The sequence below is a fragment of the Pseudoxanthomonas sp. SE1 genome (assembly GCF_029542205.1).
Lineage (GTDB): Bacteria > Pseudomonadota > Gammaproteobacteria > Xanthomonadales > Xanthomonadaceae > Pseudoxanthomonas_A.
On the sequence record NZ_CP113783.1, the window covers coordinates 114,812 to 127,758 of the forward strand.

The window sequence follows — 12,947 nt, forward strand, 5'->3', positions numbered from 1 at the left end:
CCTTCGTTTCCGTTCGAGGGGACGCATGCTGGAGCGGCGCAATGCCGGATGCTTCATTCGTACTGGGCCTTCCGGATTGCGCGTGATGGGTAGACCGGCTTCGCCGTTGAAAGCCGCCTGCGGCTCAACCCATCCTACGAATTCATGGCGAATGCGTTGGCTCAGTCGTGTCGCAACGCCGCGATGGGATCCAACTGCGCGGCTTGCCGTGCGGGATACACGCCGAAGCCCAGGCCGACCACCGCGCAGAAACCGGCCGACAGCAGGATCGGCACCGGGGCCCACGCGACCTGCCAGCCGGCGAAGGTGGCGATCAGGTAGGCCAGCACGCCGCCGAACACCAGGCCCAGCACAGCACCCGCGATGCAGATGACCGTGGCCTCGCGCAGGAACTGCGCGATCACGTCGCGACGACGCGCGCCGAGTGCGCGCAGCAGGCCGATCTCGCGGCGCCGCTCCAGCACGTTGGCCAGCATGATGTTCATGATGCCGATGCCGCCGACCAGCAGGCTGACGCCCGCGATCGCGCCCATCACGATCTGGAAGATGCGCTGTGTCTGCTGGTGCTGCTGGAACAGTTGCTGAGGCACGATCAACTGGTAGTCCGCCATGCCGGCATGGCGCTGGTCCAGCACCGCCGACAGCACGCCGGCACCGGCGGCTAGGCGTTGCGGATCGTCCAGCCGCAGCAGGAAGCGGTCCACTTCGTCTTCTTGCGGCTGGAAGCGGAAGCGCGCCCGCACGCTCGCCAGTGGAACGTAAATGCGGTTGCTTTCCGAGCCCAGCTGCACGCCTTCGAAATCGTCCTGGCCCAGATCGCGGTCGGCCAGCACCCCGATCACCTCCAGCCACACGTGGTTGACCTTGACCAGCCCGCCCACGGCATCGCCTTTCGGGAACAGGTCGGCTGCCGCCTGGTGGCCAAGCACCGCGACCGCGGCGAGCGCAGCCTCGTCGTCAGCGTTGAACGCGCGGCCCTTGGCGACCTTCAGCGACGACAGGTCGAACCAGTTCGCGCTTACGCCGCTGGCCTGCGCATCGCTGCGGCCGGTATCGCTGAAGACGGTATGCGTGCGCACCTGCTTCTCCGCGGCATGGCGTTCCGCGCCGGGCACCACGCTGAGCGCGGCGTCCGCATCGGCGACGGTCAGGCCGACACTGCGCTCGCGCGTCTCCTTCAGCGTGTCCTCGTCCTGTGGCTTGGCCTCGGCGATCAGGTTGTGCAGGCCCAGGCCTTCCACCAGGCGCAGCGCTTCGCGCCGGCTGCCTTCGCCCACCGCCTGCATCGCCACGATGGCGCCCACGCCGAAGATCATGCCGAGCAGCGTCAACAGCGTGCGCAGGCGGCGCCGCCACAGTTCCTCCACCGCTTCGCGCCAGACCGTGGGCAGGCGGTTGAACAGGCCGGTCATGCGGTCTTTCCTTCTGCGTCATCGGTGGCGGTCTCTTCGCCCTCGGCGTCCGTCGCGTCCTTGTCCTTGTCGCTGCCGTCGTCGCCGGGCGCGGGCACGTCGACCTGCGACAGGCGCACCTGGTCGCCGGCCTTCAGGCCCGACAGGACTTGCGACCGGGCCGTGCCGCGCACGCCCAGCTTCACTTCGCGTGCCACGTAGTCGTTGCCCTGCTTCACTTGCACCCAATGGCGGTCGTCGCGCTGTTCGATAGCCACGTTCGGCACCGCCATCGCGTCCTTCGCATCGAGCAGCACCACCGAGGCGGCGAAGCGCTGGCCCGGGATCAGGCGATAGCGTTCGATGGCGTGCGCGGGAATCGGCGCGCGCATCGACAGGAACTTCACCGGGCTCTCGCGGTTACGCACCTTGGCGGCGCTGGCCACCCACGCGAGCTTGCTGTCGATGCGCTGGTCCGGGCGACCCAACGGATGCAGCACCACCGCATCGCCGGCCTGCACGCCCTGCGCCTCGATCTGCGGCAGGTCGATCTCCACTTCCATCGCCGAGGTGTCCGGCAGGCTGCCGAACTCGAAGCCCGCGCGCAGGTTGGCGCCCACCATCGGCTTGTCGCCGGACCAGTTGGCGGCGAGCAGCAGCACGCCATCGTTGGGCGCGCGCAGTTCCAGCGCGTCCAGGTCGTCCTTGCGCGTCTTCGCATTCATGTCGAAGGTGGCGCGTTGCGCGTCCAGCACCGCCAGTTCCGCACCGCCGCGCACGTCCGACTGGTCGCGCTGCCACTGCAGCACGCCCTGCCTCACCTGCAGGTACTCCTTGTCCTCGATCGCATCCAGCACCTGGTTGCGTGCCACCGTGCTGAGGTCGGCACCGGCATAGCGCTGGGCGATGCCCAACTGCACGGCCACCAGCGACAGGTCCACCTCCACGCGGCCCTGCGCGGAATCCAGCCCGCTTTCCTTCGCCGCGCGCGCCAGGGCATTGCGCTGCAGGTCGATCATCGCCTGCGCCAGTTGCTGCTCGCCTTCCGGGGACACGAAGCGCGCCAGCACGTCGCCCTTCTTGACCAACGTGCCTTCCGGCACCATCCATACCACCTGGCGCTGGGCCCAGTTCTTGCCCGGCACGTTCAACGGCGTCGGCTTGGACGAACGCAGCTCGCCTTCGCCGCGCACGGTGATCGTCAGCGGGCCTTGCGCCACCGTCTCGCTGGCGATCGGCATCTCGTCGCTGCCGCAGGCCGTCAGCAATACAGCCAAAGCCAGCATCATCACCACGGGCAACGGACGCTTCATTTCGCACCTCCCGTGATATCCGGCACGGTCAGCTCCACGCGCACCGCCTGGCCGGGGCGCAGCTTGGCCTGGGTGTCGTCGAGGTGGATCTCCAGGTCCAGTACCGGCACCGGCTGCACCTGCGATTTGCTGCGCACTGCGCGGCCGATGCCGGCCACCTTGCCGTGGTACGCACTGCCGCCGCCGCCTTCCACCACGATGCGCGCACGCGCGCCCACCTGTACGCGCTGCAGGTCGCGCTCCGGCAGCTGCGCACGGACCGCAAGGGTGGCGGGGTCGGGGATCTCGGCCACGGTCTGGCCACGCCAGACCTGCGAGCCCACGTCGAATTTCTCGCCGTTCCAGTTGCTCTTGTGCATGATCACGCCGTCGCGCGGCGCAGGCAGGGTGAGCGCGGCGATCGAGGTCTGCAGGCGCGTCACATCGGCCTGCGCCTGCTGCAGTTCGGCGGTGACCAGGCGCAGTTCCTGCCGGCGCTGCTCGGCGGCGGCGCGTTCGGCCTGTTGCGCCAGCACGGCCAGGCGCTCGGTGCGGCGGCGATCCTCCACCAGCTTGTCGTACTCCAACGCAGCGATCAGTTCGCGTGGCTGCAGCGTCTTGCGGGCGGCCTTGTCGCGCTCGGCTTCGGCTTGTGCGGTCAGCAGGCGCTGGCTGCGCTCGCGCTCGGCGACGTCGAGCGTCAGGTTCTCCAGCTCGCGCTTCTTTTCCTGCAACAGGCTCTGCTTCTCGCTCAGCTGGCGCACCAGTTCGTTGGTGTCGAAGGCGACCACGATGTCGCCTTTCTTGACCGTGCTGCCATCGGGCGCGAGCTGGGTCAGGTTGAACTGCCACAGGCGATCCACCGCCGGTGGCACCAGCTGCACGCTGCGTTGCGCATAGACCTCGCCGTCGACGCGCAGGGAGGCGGCGTGCGCGGTGGGGAGGCTCGTCGCCAGCGCCAGGGCGAGGAGGGAAAGATGACGCTTCATGGCGCCTTCCCCTTCGCGGCCGGTGCCGTGGCGGGGCGCGCGATCACGCGCACGCTCATGCCCGGCATCAGCGACAGCGCGTGCGCGTCCAGGGTGATGTCGAGGGTGAAGTAGCGGCCTTCGCCCCATTCCGGACGCCGGTCGGGCGCGCCGGAGATGAAGGCGATGCGGCCGGTCACCTTGCGCCCGGGCATGGCATCGAACGCCAGTTCCACCGGCTGGTCGACCGCCAGGCCGCGGCGGTCGGGTTCCAGGGCCCAGGCGCGCACGTTCATGCGGCCGCTGCTGACCACTTCGCCGGCCTTGCTGCCGGGCATGGTCGACGAGCCTTCGTCGATGCGTCCGCCGATCCAGTTGTTGTTGAACCCGTGCACCACCACGCCGTCGCGGTCGGCGACGACCTCCGAGGTGCGTACCAGCGCAGCGTGGTAGTCGCGCTGCAACACCAGCTTGTCGATCTGCAGGCGTCCGTCCTGAATGCGCCGCTCCACGGCCATGTTGGCGGCGGCCAGGTCCTTGCGCTTCAGCGCGACCTCGCGGGTGGCGCGGTCCAGTTCGCCCTGGTGGCGGTCGTAGTCCAGGCCGGAGATCAGGTCCGGGGGGATGGTGGCGTCCAGCTTGGCGGTGGCCAGTTCGGCCTCGGCCTCCACCAGCGCCATCTCGGCCTGCACCGCCTTGACCTGCAGTTCGGCGACGTCCTTGGCGTCCTTGGCGCGGCCCTGTTCGATCTGCGCTTCCAGGTCGGGGATGCGGCTGGCGGATTGGCCGGGGTCGATGCGCAGCACCACCTCGCCTTTCTTCACCCGCTCGCCCTCGGGGACGTAATAGCGGATGACGACCGGCGCGCTGTTCGACTGTGGAGTGAGGATCTGCTGCGCGTCGATCGCGCGCACCTCGCCGGTCAGCACCACGGCGTGCGCGGGTGCGGCGGCAGCCAGTACCAGGGCGGCCAACAGGGCCTTACTGGAGCGCATCGGATTCCACCTTGCCGTCGCGCAGCTTCACCTGGCGCGGGGCGCGCGCGGCGATGTCGTTGTCATGGGTCACCAGCACCACGGTCTGGCCGCCGGCATGCACTTCGTCCAGCAGCGCCAGCACGTCGGCGGCGCTCTTCGAATCCAGGTTGCCGGTGGGTTCGTCGGCCAGCAGCAGGGCCGGCTGCAGCAGCAGGGCACGGGCGATGGCGGCGCGCTGCATCTGTCCGCCGGACAGTTCGCTGGGGCGGTGGTCGCGCCGTTCGCCCAGGCCCACGCGGTCCAGCAGCGCCAGGGCGCGGTCGTGCGTGCCCGGTGGCGGCTGGCGGTGGAAGCGCAGCGGCAGCATGACGTTCTCCAGCACGCTCAGCCGCGGCAGCAGGTGGAAGCTCTGGAACACGAAGCCGATGCGCCGGTTGCGCAGGTCGCTGCTGGCCTCGTCGTCGAAGGTGGCCACGTCGCGGCCTTCGAACAGGTAGTGGCCGGCGTTGGGGTGGTCCAGGCAGCCGAGGATGTTCAGCAGACTGGACTTGCCCGACCCCGACGGCCCGGTGATGGCGACGAATTCGCCCTGGCCGATGCGCAGGTCCACCCCGGCCAGGGCCCGCACCGTCTGTCCACTCATGGCGTAGTGCCGCTGTACGCCCTGCAACTCGATCATCGTGTCCCCTTCGTTCCCTCGTCTGTGTCGACCATCGCGGCCCGCCAAGGTTCCCGACGCGTGGGCGGGAAAGGCGACGACGGTCGTGCGTCCTGCCGGGTGAGGCGCGAGCATCCCAGATGCCCGCGTGAGGTTGCAACCGCGGCAGGCCGCAGGCCTTTTCCTTCCTTTAGGGTTACCGGTGAGCGGGAAGGCTCAGATACGGCCCGGCGGGATCTGGCGGCGCGATCTTCAGGGCCGTCGCGACGCAGGGGAAGGGCTGCGTCCGAGTCATGAAGGGCACTTTAGGTCGATCATTAGTGCTGTTACCTTGACGTCGCTCCCACCCCTCGTGAGGATGGTGGCGAAAATTCCGTGGTGGAGCCAACGGATCTCGGAACTCAATGGAAAGGGAATGCGGCATGGCCAGCTGGTTTGAGGACAATCAGACAAAATCGGTGATCATCTATACGACGTTCGTCGCCGGCTCAACATGGGCGATCTTCAACGTACTACTTGACGATAAGAAGCTGGCGTCTGCAAAAGCGGAAGCCGACCAATACAAAGCAAAAACCGAAGTTCTTGAAGCACGAATAGCGCAACTTTCCGACGATAACCAAAGGTATCTGAGTTGGCTGTCCGAAATGCCGGGTACGGTGGCTTACTTCGAGTCCGAGTTGAAGAAGGCCAAAGAACAGGCGGCATCCATCAAGGTCGCATCGCCGATGTTGGAACCCAGCATGTCAACGTCGGAGGGGCGTTCGGCTGTCCTGACCATGGGGGAGTCAATGATTGACCCGATCACTGGGGCCATCATCGGTGTAGGAAGATTCCATGCGGATTTCACAGTCGACCTCAACATCACGACACCGGATGGAAAGACTCAATCCCAACCGAATTCGAAGGCAGGGTCCGTGTGGGACTTTACGTACAAGTCAACGAATTACAGAATCACTCTTGTACGCTCGGATTGGTTCAAGAACGAAGCAACTGTGGCAGTCAGAGAGCTCAACTGAGCGCGACGCGGTTTGTCCAGGACGTGGCATATGCTAAATCATGGATAATTCCGCCTCGTGAAGTGCGCGGAATCATGCGCATGTCTGATGAGGACATTATTCCGTGCTTCCTTGTGGATTGATCGGCGAAAGGAAGATGGGTATCGCCTTCGGCTCAACCCATCCTACTTGCTGCGACGCGTCCGGCTGCGTCCGGCTGCGTCCACGGAGCACACGGAAAACACCTGTTTTCCCAAGTCCACGCCGATGGTTGTAGTGCGCATGGGAAGCTCCTCCTCCAGATCTACCGATGGTGAGAACCATCATGGTCCTTCAAGACCGAGCGGTTATCCGCAGGGATGGGGAGCTTCCTTTTTACTCATTCAAGCCGACGCCGCTTCGCGGGTCGGCTTAACTCAGGCGTTAGACCTAAGGACAGATTATGGCGAGAGCGGTTGCATTCCTCGACATCCTCGGCTTCAAGCAGATGCTCCAAGAACGACCCCTGGCCGAGCTTGCAAAAGATTATGAGGGGGCTGTCCAGCAAGCCGCCTCACTTAACCAGAGGCACCAGACGGATCGTTCCGCGCCGACCTACCTGCCAAACCACAAGCCCGGCGAGCCGTGGTGTCATCGCCAGATATTCTCGGATTCAATCATCCTGGTCGCGTTGGACGAAACGGAAGAAAGCTGCCTAAAGCTGCTCTTCTATGCCAGGCTACTCTTCATCTTCATGCTTGTTCGCAAACTCCCAGTTCGCGGAGCAGTCGCTGCTGGAAAGCTCTATCACAACCCAGCGACTGCAGTGACCCTAGGCGATGCGCTGACAGACGCATACCTCATGGAGCAACAGCAGGAGTGGGCGGGCATTTGCATCGCAGACTCCGTATGGGAGACATTTCCAAACCTGCTGGCAGCTGCTCGGGATCCCGAAGATGCTCTGCACTACTACTTCCTTGAGTACCCCGTTCCGTGGAAGGGACCGGCTCAGTCAGCTCATCGTGTCCTAAATTGGCGCTTCAATACGGTCATTGCGGCAGGTTCTAGACAGCTACTAAAGGACGCTAGATTGGACCAAGTACCGTCCAAGCATCAGAACGTCATTCGGTACCTTGAGCATGTTCGTGCGTCTGGAGCCGTGCACTTCGGTGACGGCTCGCCAAAACCGGCTGAGTGTTCGACCGTTTGGCTGGGCCCGACGCAACCGCCCTTCAAGCACGGAGATGACCTGTAGCCGTGCCTTGGCTTAGGTCTAACAATTCATTCAAGCCGAAGCCGCTTCGCGGCACGGCTTAACTCAAGCGTTAGAGCGCACTGATTTGAACGGGGGTCCTTGTGAATGACATCATCGAAGCGATAAGCGCAAGGATTAAGGCGCCATACTTTGGCTACGCGATGTTGTCTTTCATTGCACTGAACTGGCGGGGCATATTCCTGCTTGCAGCCACGCCGGGATCCCCTCAAATTCGGCTGGAAGCCTTCGATTTAGCCACAAGCTTTACAAGCTTGATCGTGTGGCCATTAGTAGTAGGTGCGGTGGTAGCCGTATGCTCGCCATGGATCAAACTCACGTTTGCCTATCTTTCCAGAAGACCGTTTGAATACATTGATAATCTACATCTCGACGCAGAGCACAAGAAGACAATCAGAAGAACTGAGCTAGAGCGCTCCAGGTCAGAGTTGTTTGCCAGCAAGGAAACGGAGCTGATAGAACGAGCAAAGAGAGATGAAGAAGTTCTACAAATCGAAGACGAGTCAGTGCAAGAACAACTAAGAGCGGAACTTGAGCTACTACGCAAAGAGCGTGATCGAATGTCTCACGGCCTTTACGGCAGCGATGCAGTTCAGCTTTCGCCAACTGAGAGAGAGCTTCTTACGCTAGCGGCGAAGAGCGGCAGCGGGACGATCTCAAGGAACGAGTACATAAGCGGTCGTAACATCCAAGTGGGAACAACCACGTTCGGTGCCGACAGTACAAAAGACTTCGCTAAGTACGATTCCGCATTGCGATCACTTGTCTCCAAAGAGTTGGTGCGGAGTATGGGGGCGGGCGGAAACATTTTTGAACTTACCCATACCGGCTGGCAGATCGCAGATGCGCTCTAACAATTCATTCAAGCCGAAGCCGCTTCGCGGCACTGCGCATCGGAAGACATAAGGTGTTAGCTAACACAGGAGGCATCATGGAAAGTGGGACTCAGCAGGAGTGGGACGAGTACCGACAACGCAAGCGAGCTGAACGACTGTTTGAAGCCGATCAGGTTTGGAGTGCATTGGTTGCTGGCGGTGTCGACTCTGAAACGGTGCTGGCAATTGACTTCGTGCATTTCGGGGGATCGCAAGCGCAGATTGAACGATTGGGGCAACAGCTTGCCGAGAATTGCACTGTCACAACAGAGCCGGGCCCGAGCGGCTACTGGCTACTGAAAGGCACGACCCGCCCTTACGGTGTGACGCTGTCCGCTACGGACCATCTGGCTTGGGTTGAGTTCATGTGTGACGTCGCCGCAGATCACGGCTGCGTGTTTTCCACATGGTCACTCAGCGCCCCCTCACTCGATATAACGATCAACAGCGAGACCTTTGAGGGCGGCACCTGACAGTTCATTCAAGCCGATGCCGCTTCGCGGCGCGGTGCATCGGGCGACATAAGGCATCAGGGGACAAAAAGTGAAATTCGCCGTACTTGGTGCAGCATTAAGCGCATTGCTCGCCGCGTGTGGGGTCGGAGGAGAGGCTGTGAGTGAAGAACAGGCCGTGATCGTCTACTTTGACTACGGATCAACCGACCTGAAGCCGCTTTTTGCGCTGGAAGCGCAGCTGGAAGAAGTACTGGAGAAGACCGGCGCGGGAGAGTTTGACGGAAACGAAGTGGCGACAGATGGCAGCGATGCTTATCTGTATCTCTACGGACCGGATGCCGATGCCCTCCTTGAGGCCGTCCGCCCGACGCTTCTGGCAGCGGACTTCATGAAGCGTGCAACGGCAACGAAGGTGTATGGCGAACCGGGTTCGGATGTACGCCGTGAAGAAGTGCAGCTTGTCCCCTAGCAGTTCGCACAAGCCGAAGTCCCTTCGCGACGCGGACCAACTCATGCGTCGTCACCGCACATGACAATTGATCAGCGTAGCCCGGGTATGCAAAGCGCAGCTGGGTCTTCCGGGCCGGCGACTTACTCGGGAGCGGCTTGATTGGAGTGCGCTAAGCTGATGCCACCCATGCACCAGGCCAGGTAGAGCGTCTTCACCTTGCCCACGCTTGCCACGGCTTCGGAACGTACGACGCAACGTAGACGACATCAGGAGGACGAGATGTATATCGACGGATTCGTGGCGGCCGTACCGGCAGCCAACCTGGAGGCTTATCGGAAGATGGCGAGCGAGGCCGCTGCGATCTACCGTGAACACGGTGCGCTCAATGTCGTCGAGTGCTGGGGCGATGACGTGCCGGAGGGCGAAGTGACCTCGTTCCACTCGGCCGTCAAACGGAAGCCGGATGAAGTGGTGGTCTTTGCGTGGATCTCGTGGCCTTCGAAAGAGGCGCGCGACGAGGGAAACGGCAAGGTCATGGTCGACCCGAGGATGGAGCGCGGCGATGAAGTCCCGCCCTTCGACGCGCGGCGCATGATCTACGGGGGCTTCAACGTCATCGTGGATGCCTGAGGGGCCGTGGTCCGCATACGGGATGGGTTGAGCCGCAGGCAATACCCACATCCCATGAAGTGCCGAGTGCAACGTGCAGATCAGCCGCAGCGACGTTCCTGTCGGGGCTTCACGCTGCGACAAAGGAACGGATCGACGGGTATCGCCTGCGGCTCAACCGATCCTGCGGTCCTGCTGCCGACCATCCTGCGACCCCGGATCAGCGGGACGGCTTGCGCTTGCTCAGGCGTCGCTGGTTGGCCACGGTGATGCGGCGGTAGGGCTTCATACCGGCGCTCGCCATGTTGACCACGGCGTCCTCAGGCGACGGCAGGGGCTTCGCAGTGAATGCCCATGGCATCCAGAACGCCAGTGCGGCCTGCGTTGCCGTGGTGTTCAACGTCACCGCGTAGCCGGCCATGGCGCGCCAGGATTCCCAGGCGGCGACGACCTTCTCGTTCGACATCAGGGCGTACTCGCGCCGGTCGCGGACCGACGGGTTGGGGCCGGCCGTCGCCATCCGCGCCATGCGGTGCGAGATGACGAACGGTGCCGCGGTGCCGAGTTCCACCAGTTGCGTGCCCAGGGCACGTACAGCGCTGCGAGGGCGGTTCATGGCGGTCTCCGTGGGAACGGCATGATGCGATGGCGCGCGTATGCGGCCGGTGAATGCCGTGGCCTGCGCGGGGTGTGCGCCTGCCACCTGCGCCTCTCCCGCCACGGAACAGGCAGTCAGTCCGCGGGCACCGTGCGCTCCCGCGCCCAGTCGCGCAGGGCCTGCACCTGTTCGGCCATCATCACCGAGAGCGGGCGGGTGCCGCGGATCTCGTGCATGACCAGATCGGTGTCGAGCGGCTTCTGTTCGGCGTGGGCTGCGTACAGCGCCGAGACGATGGCCTGTTCCAGCTCGGCGCCGGAGAAGCCGTTCGCTGCGGCGGCGAGCGCGGGCAGGTTGAAGGCTTCCGGATCCAGCGCGCGGCGCGACAGGTGCACGCGCAGCACCTCGACGCGCGCGTCGGGCGAGGGCAGGTCGACGAAGAAGATCTCGTCGAAGCGGCCCTTGCGCAGCAGTTCCGGTGGCAGGTCCTGCACCTGGTTCGCGGTGGCCACGAGGAAGACCTGGCCGCTGCCGGCACCGGCCTTGCGTTCCGCCATCCACGTGAGCAGGTAGCCGAGCACGCGGCGGGAGACGCCGCCGTCCTCGCTGCCGCCGCTGGCCAGGCCTTTCTCGATCTCGTCGATCCACAACACGCAGGGCGCCAGCTGTTCGGCTGACGCGAGCGCGGCGCGCAGGTTCTTTTCGGTTTCGCCGTGGTACTTGTCGTACAGCGTGCCGAAGTCCAGCCGCAGCAGCGGCACGCCGAAGCCGGCGGCGGTGGCCTTGGCCAGCATCGACTTGCCGCAGCCCTGCACGCCCAGCAGCAGCACGCCCTTGGGCAGGTCCAGCCCGGGCGGCGGATTGCCGGAAACGAACACGGCGCGGCGCTGTTCGATCCAGCGCTTCAGGCGGCTGGCGCCGGCGACATCGGCAAACTTCGCCGTGTCGTACTCGTAATGCAGGTGGCCGCTCCGGTTGAGCAGCTCGAACTTGAGCTTGTTCAGCGCCGGCAGGTCGCTGGCGGTCAGCGCGCCGTCGGCAAAGATCAGCTGCCGCGCGATGCGGCGCGCGTCAACCAGGCTCAGGCCCTGCAGATTGCGCACGATCTGCTTGACGGCCTCGCCGTCTGCTTCGACACGGCGCCCGCCGTGCTCGCGGGCGTAGTGCTCGGCTTCCTCGCGCACCATCTTCAGCAGGGCGTTGCCATCGGGCAGGCGCGGGTTGAAGCGCACGGCCAGTGCTTCCAGTTCGGCCGGCAGTTCGATCTTGGCGCCGACCAGCACCACCACGTGCGGCAGGCTGTGGCGGCGCTGCATGATGTCGCGCAGCTGGCGCTGGCTGCTGGCGTAGCCCAGGTAGGGGTGGAAATCGAGCAGCAGGTAGATGCCGCGCTGGTCGGCCTGCTTGATCGCCTGCAGGGCGGCGCTGGCGTCGGGCGGGCCGACGGCGTCGTCTTCGCGGTCCATGTCGAGCCGGCGCAGGCCTTCGGTGATGCTCCAGCGGTGCAGCGCCCGCCACACCTGGCCGAGGGCCTGCCGGAACAGGTCGACCACGCGGGCTTCGTCCTGGGTTTCGATGACGATCAGCGGGGTGTTGGCGCGGATCAGCGCGGTCAGGTCCTGCAGCTCGTTCATGGGGCGTCCGGTCCGTGGGGACGGGCACGATAGCAAGCGCGCACGGGAACGGGGAGCCGACCGGCCCGCGACAACGGGTCGCGCTTCACCGCGCCGGTTCCCGCTTAACTTGCCCCGGTGTACCCTCCGGGTTCTCCAGCAACGAGGTGCGCGCATGAAGACGATTCTGGTCGCCAGCTCCAAGGGCGGCGCGGGCAAGACCACCCTGGCGACCAATCTGGCCGCACATTTCGCACTGGACGGCAAGCGCACGGTCCTCGTGGATGCCGATCCGCAGCATTCCTCCACCCGCTGGGCCGAGCGCCGGGCGGAGCTGGAAACCGCCGTATTGCCGATCGATGCCAGTGGCAAGCGCGCGTGGCGCGCTTGGCTGCCGGAAGACGCGGAGCGGGTGGTGATCGATGCGCCTGCCGGCGCGATGGCCGACGACCTGGGCGGCTTCCTGGAGCATGCCGATGCCGTGGTGGTGCCGGTGCTGCCGTCGGCACTGGACATCGAGGCGACGGTGGGCTTCCTGAACACCATGGCCAAGGTGCCGCGCGTGCACAAGCGCAAGCTGCCGGTGGGCCTGGTGGTTAACCGCAGCAAGCCGTGGACGAATGCATCGCAGCAGGCGGTCGAAATGCTGAAGACCTGGCCGTACCCGGTGATCACCCAGTTGCGCGATACGCAGGCCTATGTCGTGATGGCCGGCCTGGGCCGCAGCCTGTTCGACTACCGCTCGGCCCAGGTGCGCGATCACCAGGCCGACTGGGAACCGTTGTTGAAATGGATCAAGAAGGCCTGAGGCCT

14 protein-coding genes are annotated in these 12,947 nt (G+C 64.6%); 7 read left to right on the plus strand and 7 right to left on the minus strand.

The features are described 5' to 3' along the window. Window positions 1-161 precede the first annotated feature (161 nt). From OY559_RS00575 to OY559_RS00595, 5 genes are read right to left on the minus strand one after another with little or no spacing between them, the layout of a single operon-like run. On the minus strand, window positions 162-1,412 hold the full coding sequence (locus tag OY559_RS00575) for an ABC transporter permease (RefSeq protein ID WP_277728137.1): 1,251 nt from the start codon (window positions 1,410-1,412) through the stop codon (window positions 162-164). Beyond that, window positions 1,409-2,704 carry an efflux RND transporter periplasmic adaptor subunit gene (locus OY559_RS00580; protein WP_277728138.1) on the minus strand — a complete coding sequence of 432 codons (1,296 nt, stop codon included), beginning with the start codon at window positions 2,702-2,704 and terminating at the stop codon, window positions 1,409-1,411. Before OY559_RS00580 ends, OY559_RS00575 begins: the two co-directional genes overlap by 4 nt. Further along, window positions 2,701-3,672: an HlyD family secretion protein gene (locus OY559_RS00585; RefSeq protein ID WP_277728140.1), complete on the minus strand. Its 972-nt coding sequence runs from the start codon at window positions 3,670-3,672 to the stop codon at window positions 2,701-2,703. The genes OY559_RS00580 and OY559_RS00585 overlap by 4 nt, the downstream gene beginning before the upstream one ends. Then, window positions 3,669-4,646, minus strand: coding sequence for an HlyD family secretion protein (locus OY559_RS00590; RefSeq protein WP_277728142.1), 978 nt, complete (start codon window positions 4,644-4,646; stop codon window positions 3,669-3,671). The genes OY559_RS00585 and OY559_RS00590 overlap by 4 nt, the downstream gene beginning before the upstream one ends. After that, window positions 4,633-5,307 carry an ABC transporter ATP-binding protein gene (locus OY559_RS00595; protein WP_277728143.1) on the minus strand — a complete coding sequence of 225 codons (675 nt, stop codon included), beginning with the start codon at window positions 5,305-5,307 and terminating at the stop codon, window positions 4,633-4,635. The genes OY559_RS00590 and OY559_RS00595 overlap by 14 nt, the downstream gene beginning before the upstream one ends. 401 nt (window positions 5,308-5,708) lie before the next feature. Between OY559_RS00595 and OY559_RS00600 the strand changes: the two genes are divergently transcribed. From OY559_RS00600 to OY559_RS00625, 6 genes are all read left to right on the plus strand, one after another. Further along, a complete protein-coding gene (locus OY559_RS00600; protein ID WP_277728144.1) occupies window positions 5,709-6,302 on the plus strand; it encodes a hypothetical protein in 594 nt (197 codons plus the stop codon). Window positions 6,303-6,723: 421 nt separating this feature from the next. Continuing rightward, on the plus strand, window positions 6,724-7,515 hold the full coding sequence (locus OY559_RS00605; RefSeq protein ID WP_277728145.1) for a hypothetical protein: 792 nt from the start codon (window positions 6,724-6,726) through the stop codon (window positions 7,513-7,515). 101 nt (window positions 7,516-7,616) lie between these two features. Then, entirely contained in the window at window positions 7,617-8,387 is a 771-nt protein-coding gene (locus OY559_RS00610) for a hypothetical protein (RefSeq protein WP_277728146.1), read from the plus strand. 77 nt (window positions 8,388-8,464) lie between these two features. Next, window positions 8,465-8,881: a hypothetical protein gene (locus OY559_RS00615; protein ID WP_277728147.1), complete on the plus strand. Its 417-nt coding sequence runs from the start codon at window positions 8,465-8,467 to the stop codon at window positions 8,879-8,881. A 139-nt stretch (window positions 8,882-9,020) separates the two neighbouring features. After that, window positions 9,021-9,332, plus strand: coding sequence for a hypothetical protein (locus tag OY559_RS00620; protein WP_277728149.1), 312 nt, complete (start codon window positions 9,021-9,023; stop codon window positions 9,330-9,332). 261 nt (window positions 9,333-9,593) lie between these two features. Then, window positions 9,594-9,944: a DUF1428 domain-containing protein gene (locus OY559_RS00625; RefSeq protein WP_277729870.1), complete on the plus strand. Its 351-nt coding sequence runs from the start codon at window positions 9,594-9,596 to the stop codon at window positions 9,942-9,944. A 199-nt stretch (window positions 9,945-10,143) separates the two neighbouring features. Here OY559_RS00625 and OY559_RS00630 read toward each other — a convergent pair whose 3' ends face one another. Beyond that, entirely contained in the window at window positions 10,144-10,539 is a 396-nt protein-coding gene (locus OY559_RS00630) for a polyhydroxyalkanoate granule-associated phasin (protein ID WP_277728150.1), read from the minus strand. A gap of 116 nt (window positions 10,540-10,655) precedes the next feature. Continuing rightward, window positions 10,656-12,155, minus strand: coding sequence for an AAA family ATPase (locus OY559_RS00635; protein ID WP_277728152.1), 1,500 nt, complete (start codon window positions 12,153-12,155; stop codon window positions 10,656-10,658). Window positions 12,156-12,309: 154 nt separating this feature from the next. Here OY559_RS00635 and OY559_RS00640 point away from each other — a divergent pair, with 154 nt between their 5' ends. Beyond that, window positions 12,310-12,942 carry a nucleotide-binding protein gene (locus tag OY559_RS00640; RefSeq protein WP_142122952.1) on the plus strand — a complete coding sequence of 211 codons (633 nt, stop codon included), beginning with the start codon at window positions 12,310-12,312 and terminating at the stop codon, window positions 12,940-12,942. Window positions 12,943-12,947 lie beyond the last annotated feature (5 nt).

Excerpts from the sequence above, each read along its gene's own strand:
- OY559_RS00595 (WP_277728143.1), bottom strand. The coding sequence starts at position 5,307 with ATGATCGAGTTGCAGGGCGTACAGCGGCACTACGCCATGAGTGGACAG.
- OY559_RS00615 (WP_277728147.1), top strand. The coding sequence starts at position 8,465 with ATGGAAAGTGGGACTCAGCAGGAGTGGGACGAGTACCGACAACGCAAG.
- OY559_RS00625 (WP_277729870.1), top strand. The coding sequence starts at position 9,594 with ATGTATATCGACGGATTCGTGGCGGCCGTACCGGCAGCCAACCTGGAG.
- OY559_RS00600 (WP_277728144.1), top strand. The coding sequence starts at position 5,709 with ATGGCCAGCTGGTTTGAGGACAATCAGACAAAATCGGTGATCATCTAT.
- OY559_RS00635 (WP_277728152.1), bottom strand. The coding sequence starts at position 12,155 with ATGAACGAGCTGCAGGACCTGACCGCGCTGATCCGCGCCAACACCCCG.
- OY559_RS00630 (WP_277728150.1), bottom strand. The coding sequence starts at position 10,539 with ATGAACCGCCCTCGCAGCGCTGTACGTGCCCTGGGCACGCAACTGGTG.
- OY559_RS00580 (WP_277728138.1), bottom strand. The coding sequence starts at position 2,704 with ATGAAGCGTCCGTTGCCCGTGGTGATGATGCTGGCTTTGGCTGTATTG.
- OY559_RS00585 (WP_277728140.1), bottom strand. The coding sequence starts at position 3,672 with ATGAAGCGTCATCTTTCCCTCCTCGCCCTGGCGCTGGCGACGAGCCTC.
- OY559_RS00575 (WP_277728137.1), bottom strand. The coding sequence starts at position 1,412 with ATGACCGGCCTGTTCAACCGCCTGCCCACGGTCTGGCGCGAAGCGGTG.
- OY559_RS00640 (WP_142122952.1), top strand. The coding sequence starts at position 12,310 with ATGAAGACGATTCTGGTCGCCAGCTCCAAGGGCGGCGCGGGCAAGACC.
- OY559_RS00605 (WP_277728145.1), top strand. The coding sequence starts at position 6,724 with ATGGCGAGAGCGGTTGCATTCCTCGACATCCTCGGCTTCAAGCAGATG.
- OY559_RS00590 (WP_277728142.1), bottom strand. The coding sequence starts at position 4,646 with ATGCGCTCCAGTAAGGCCCTGTTGGCCGCCCTGGTACTGGCTGCCGCC.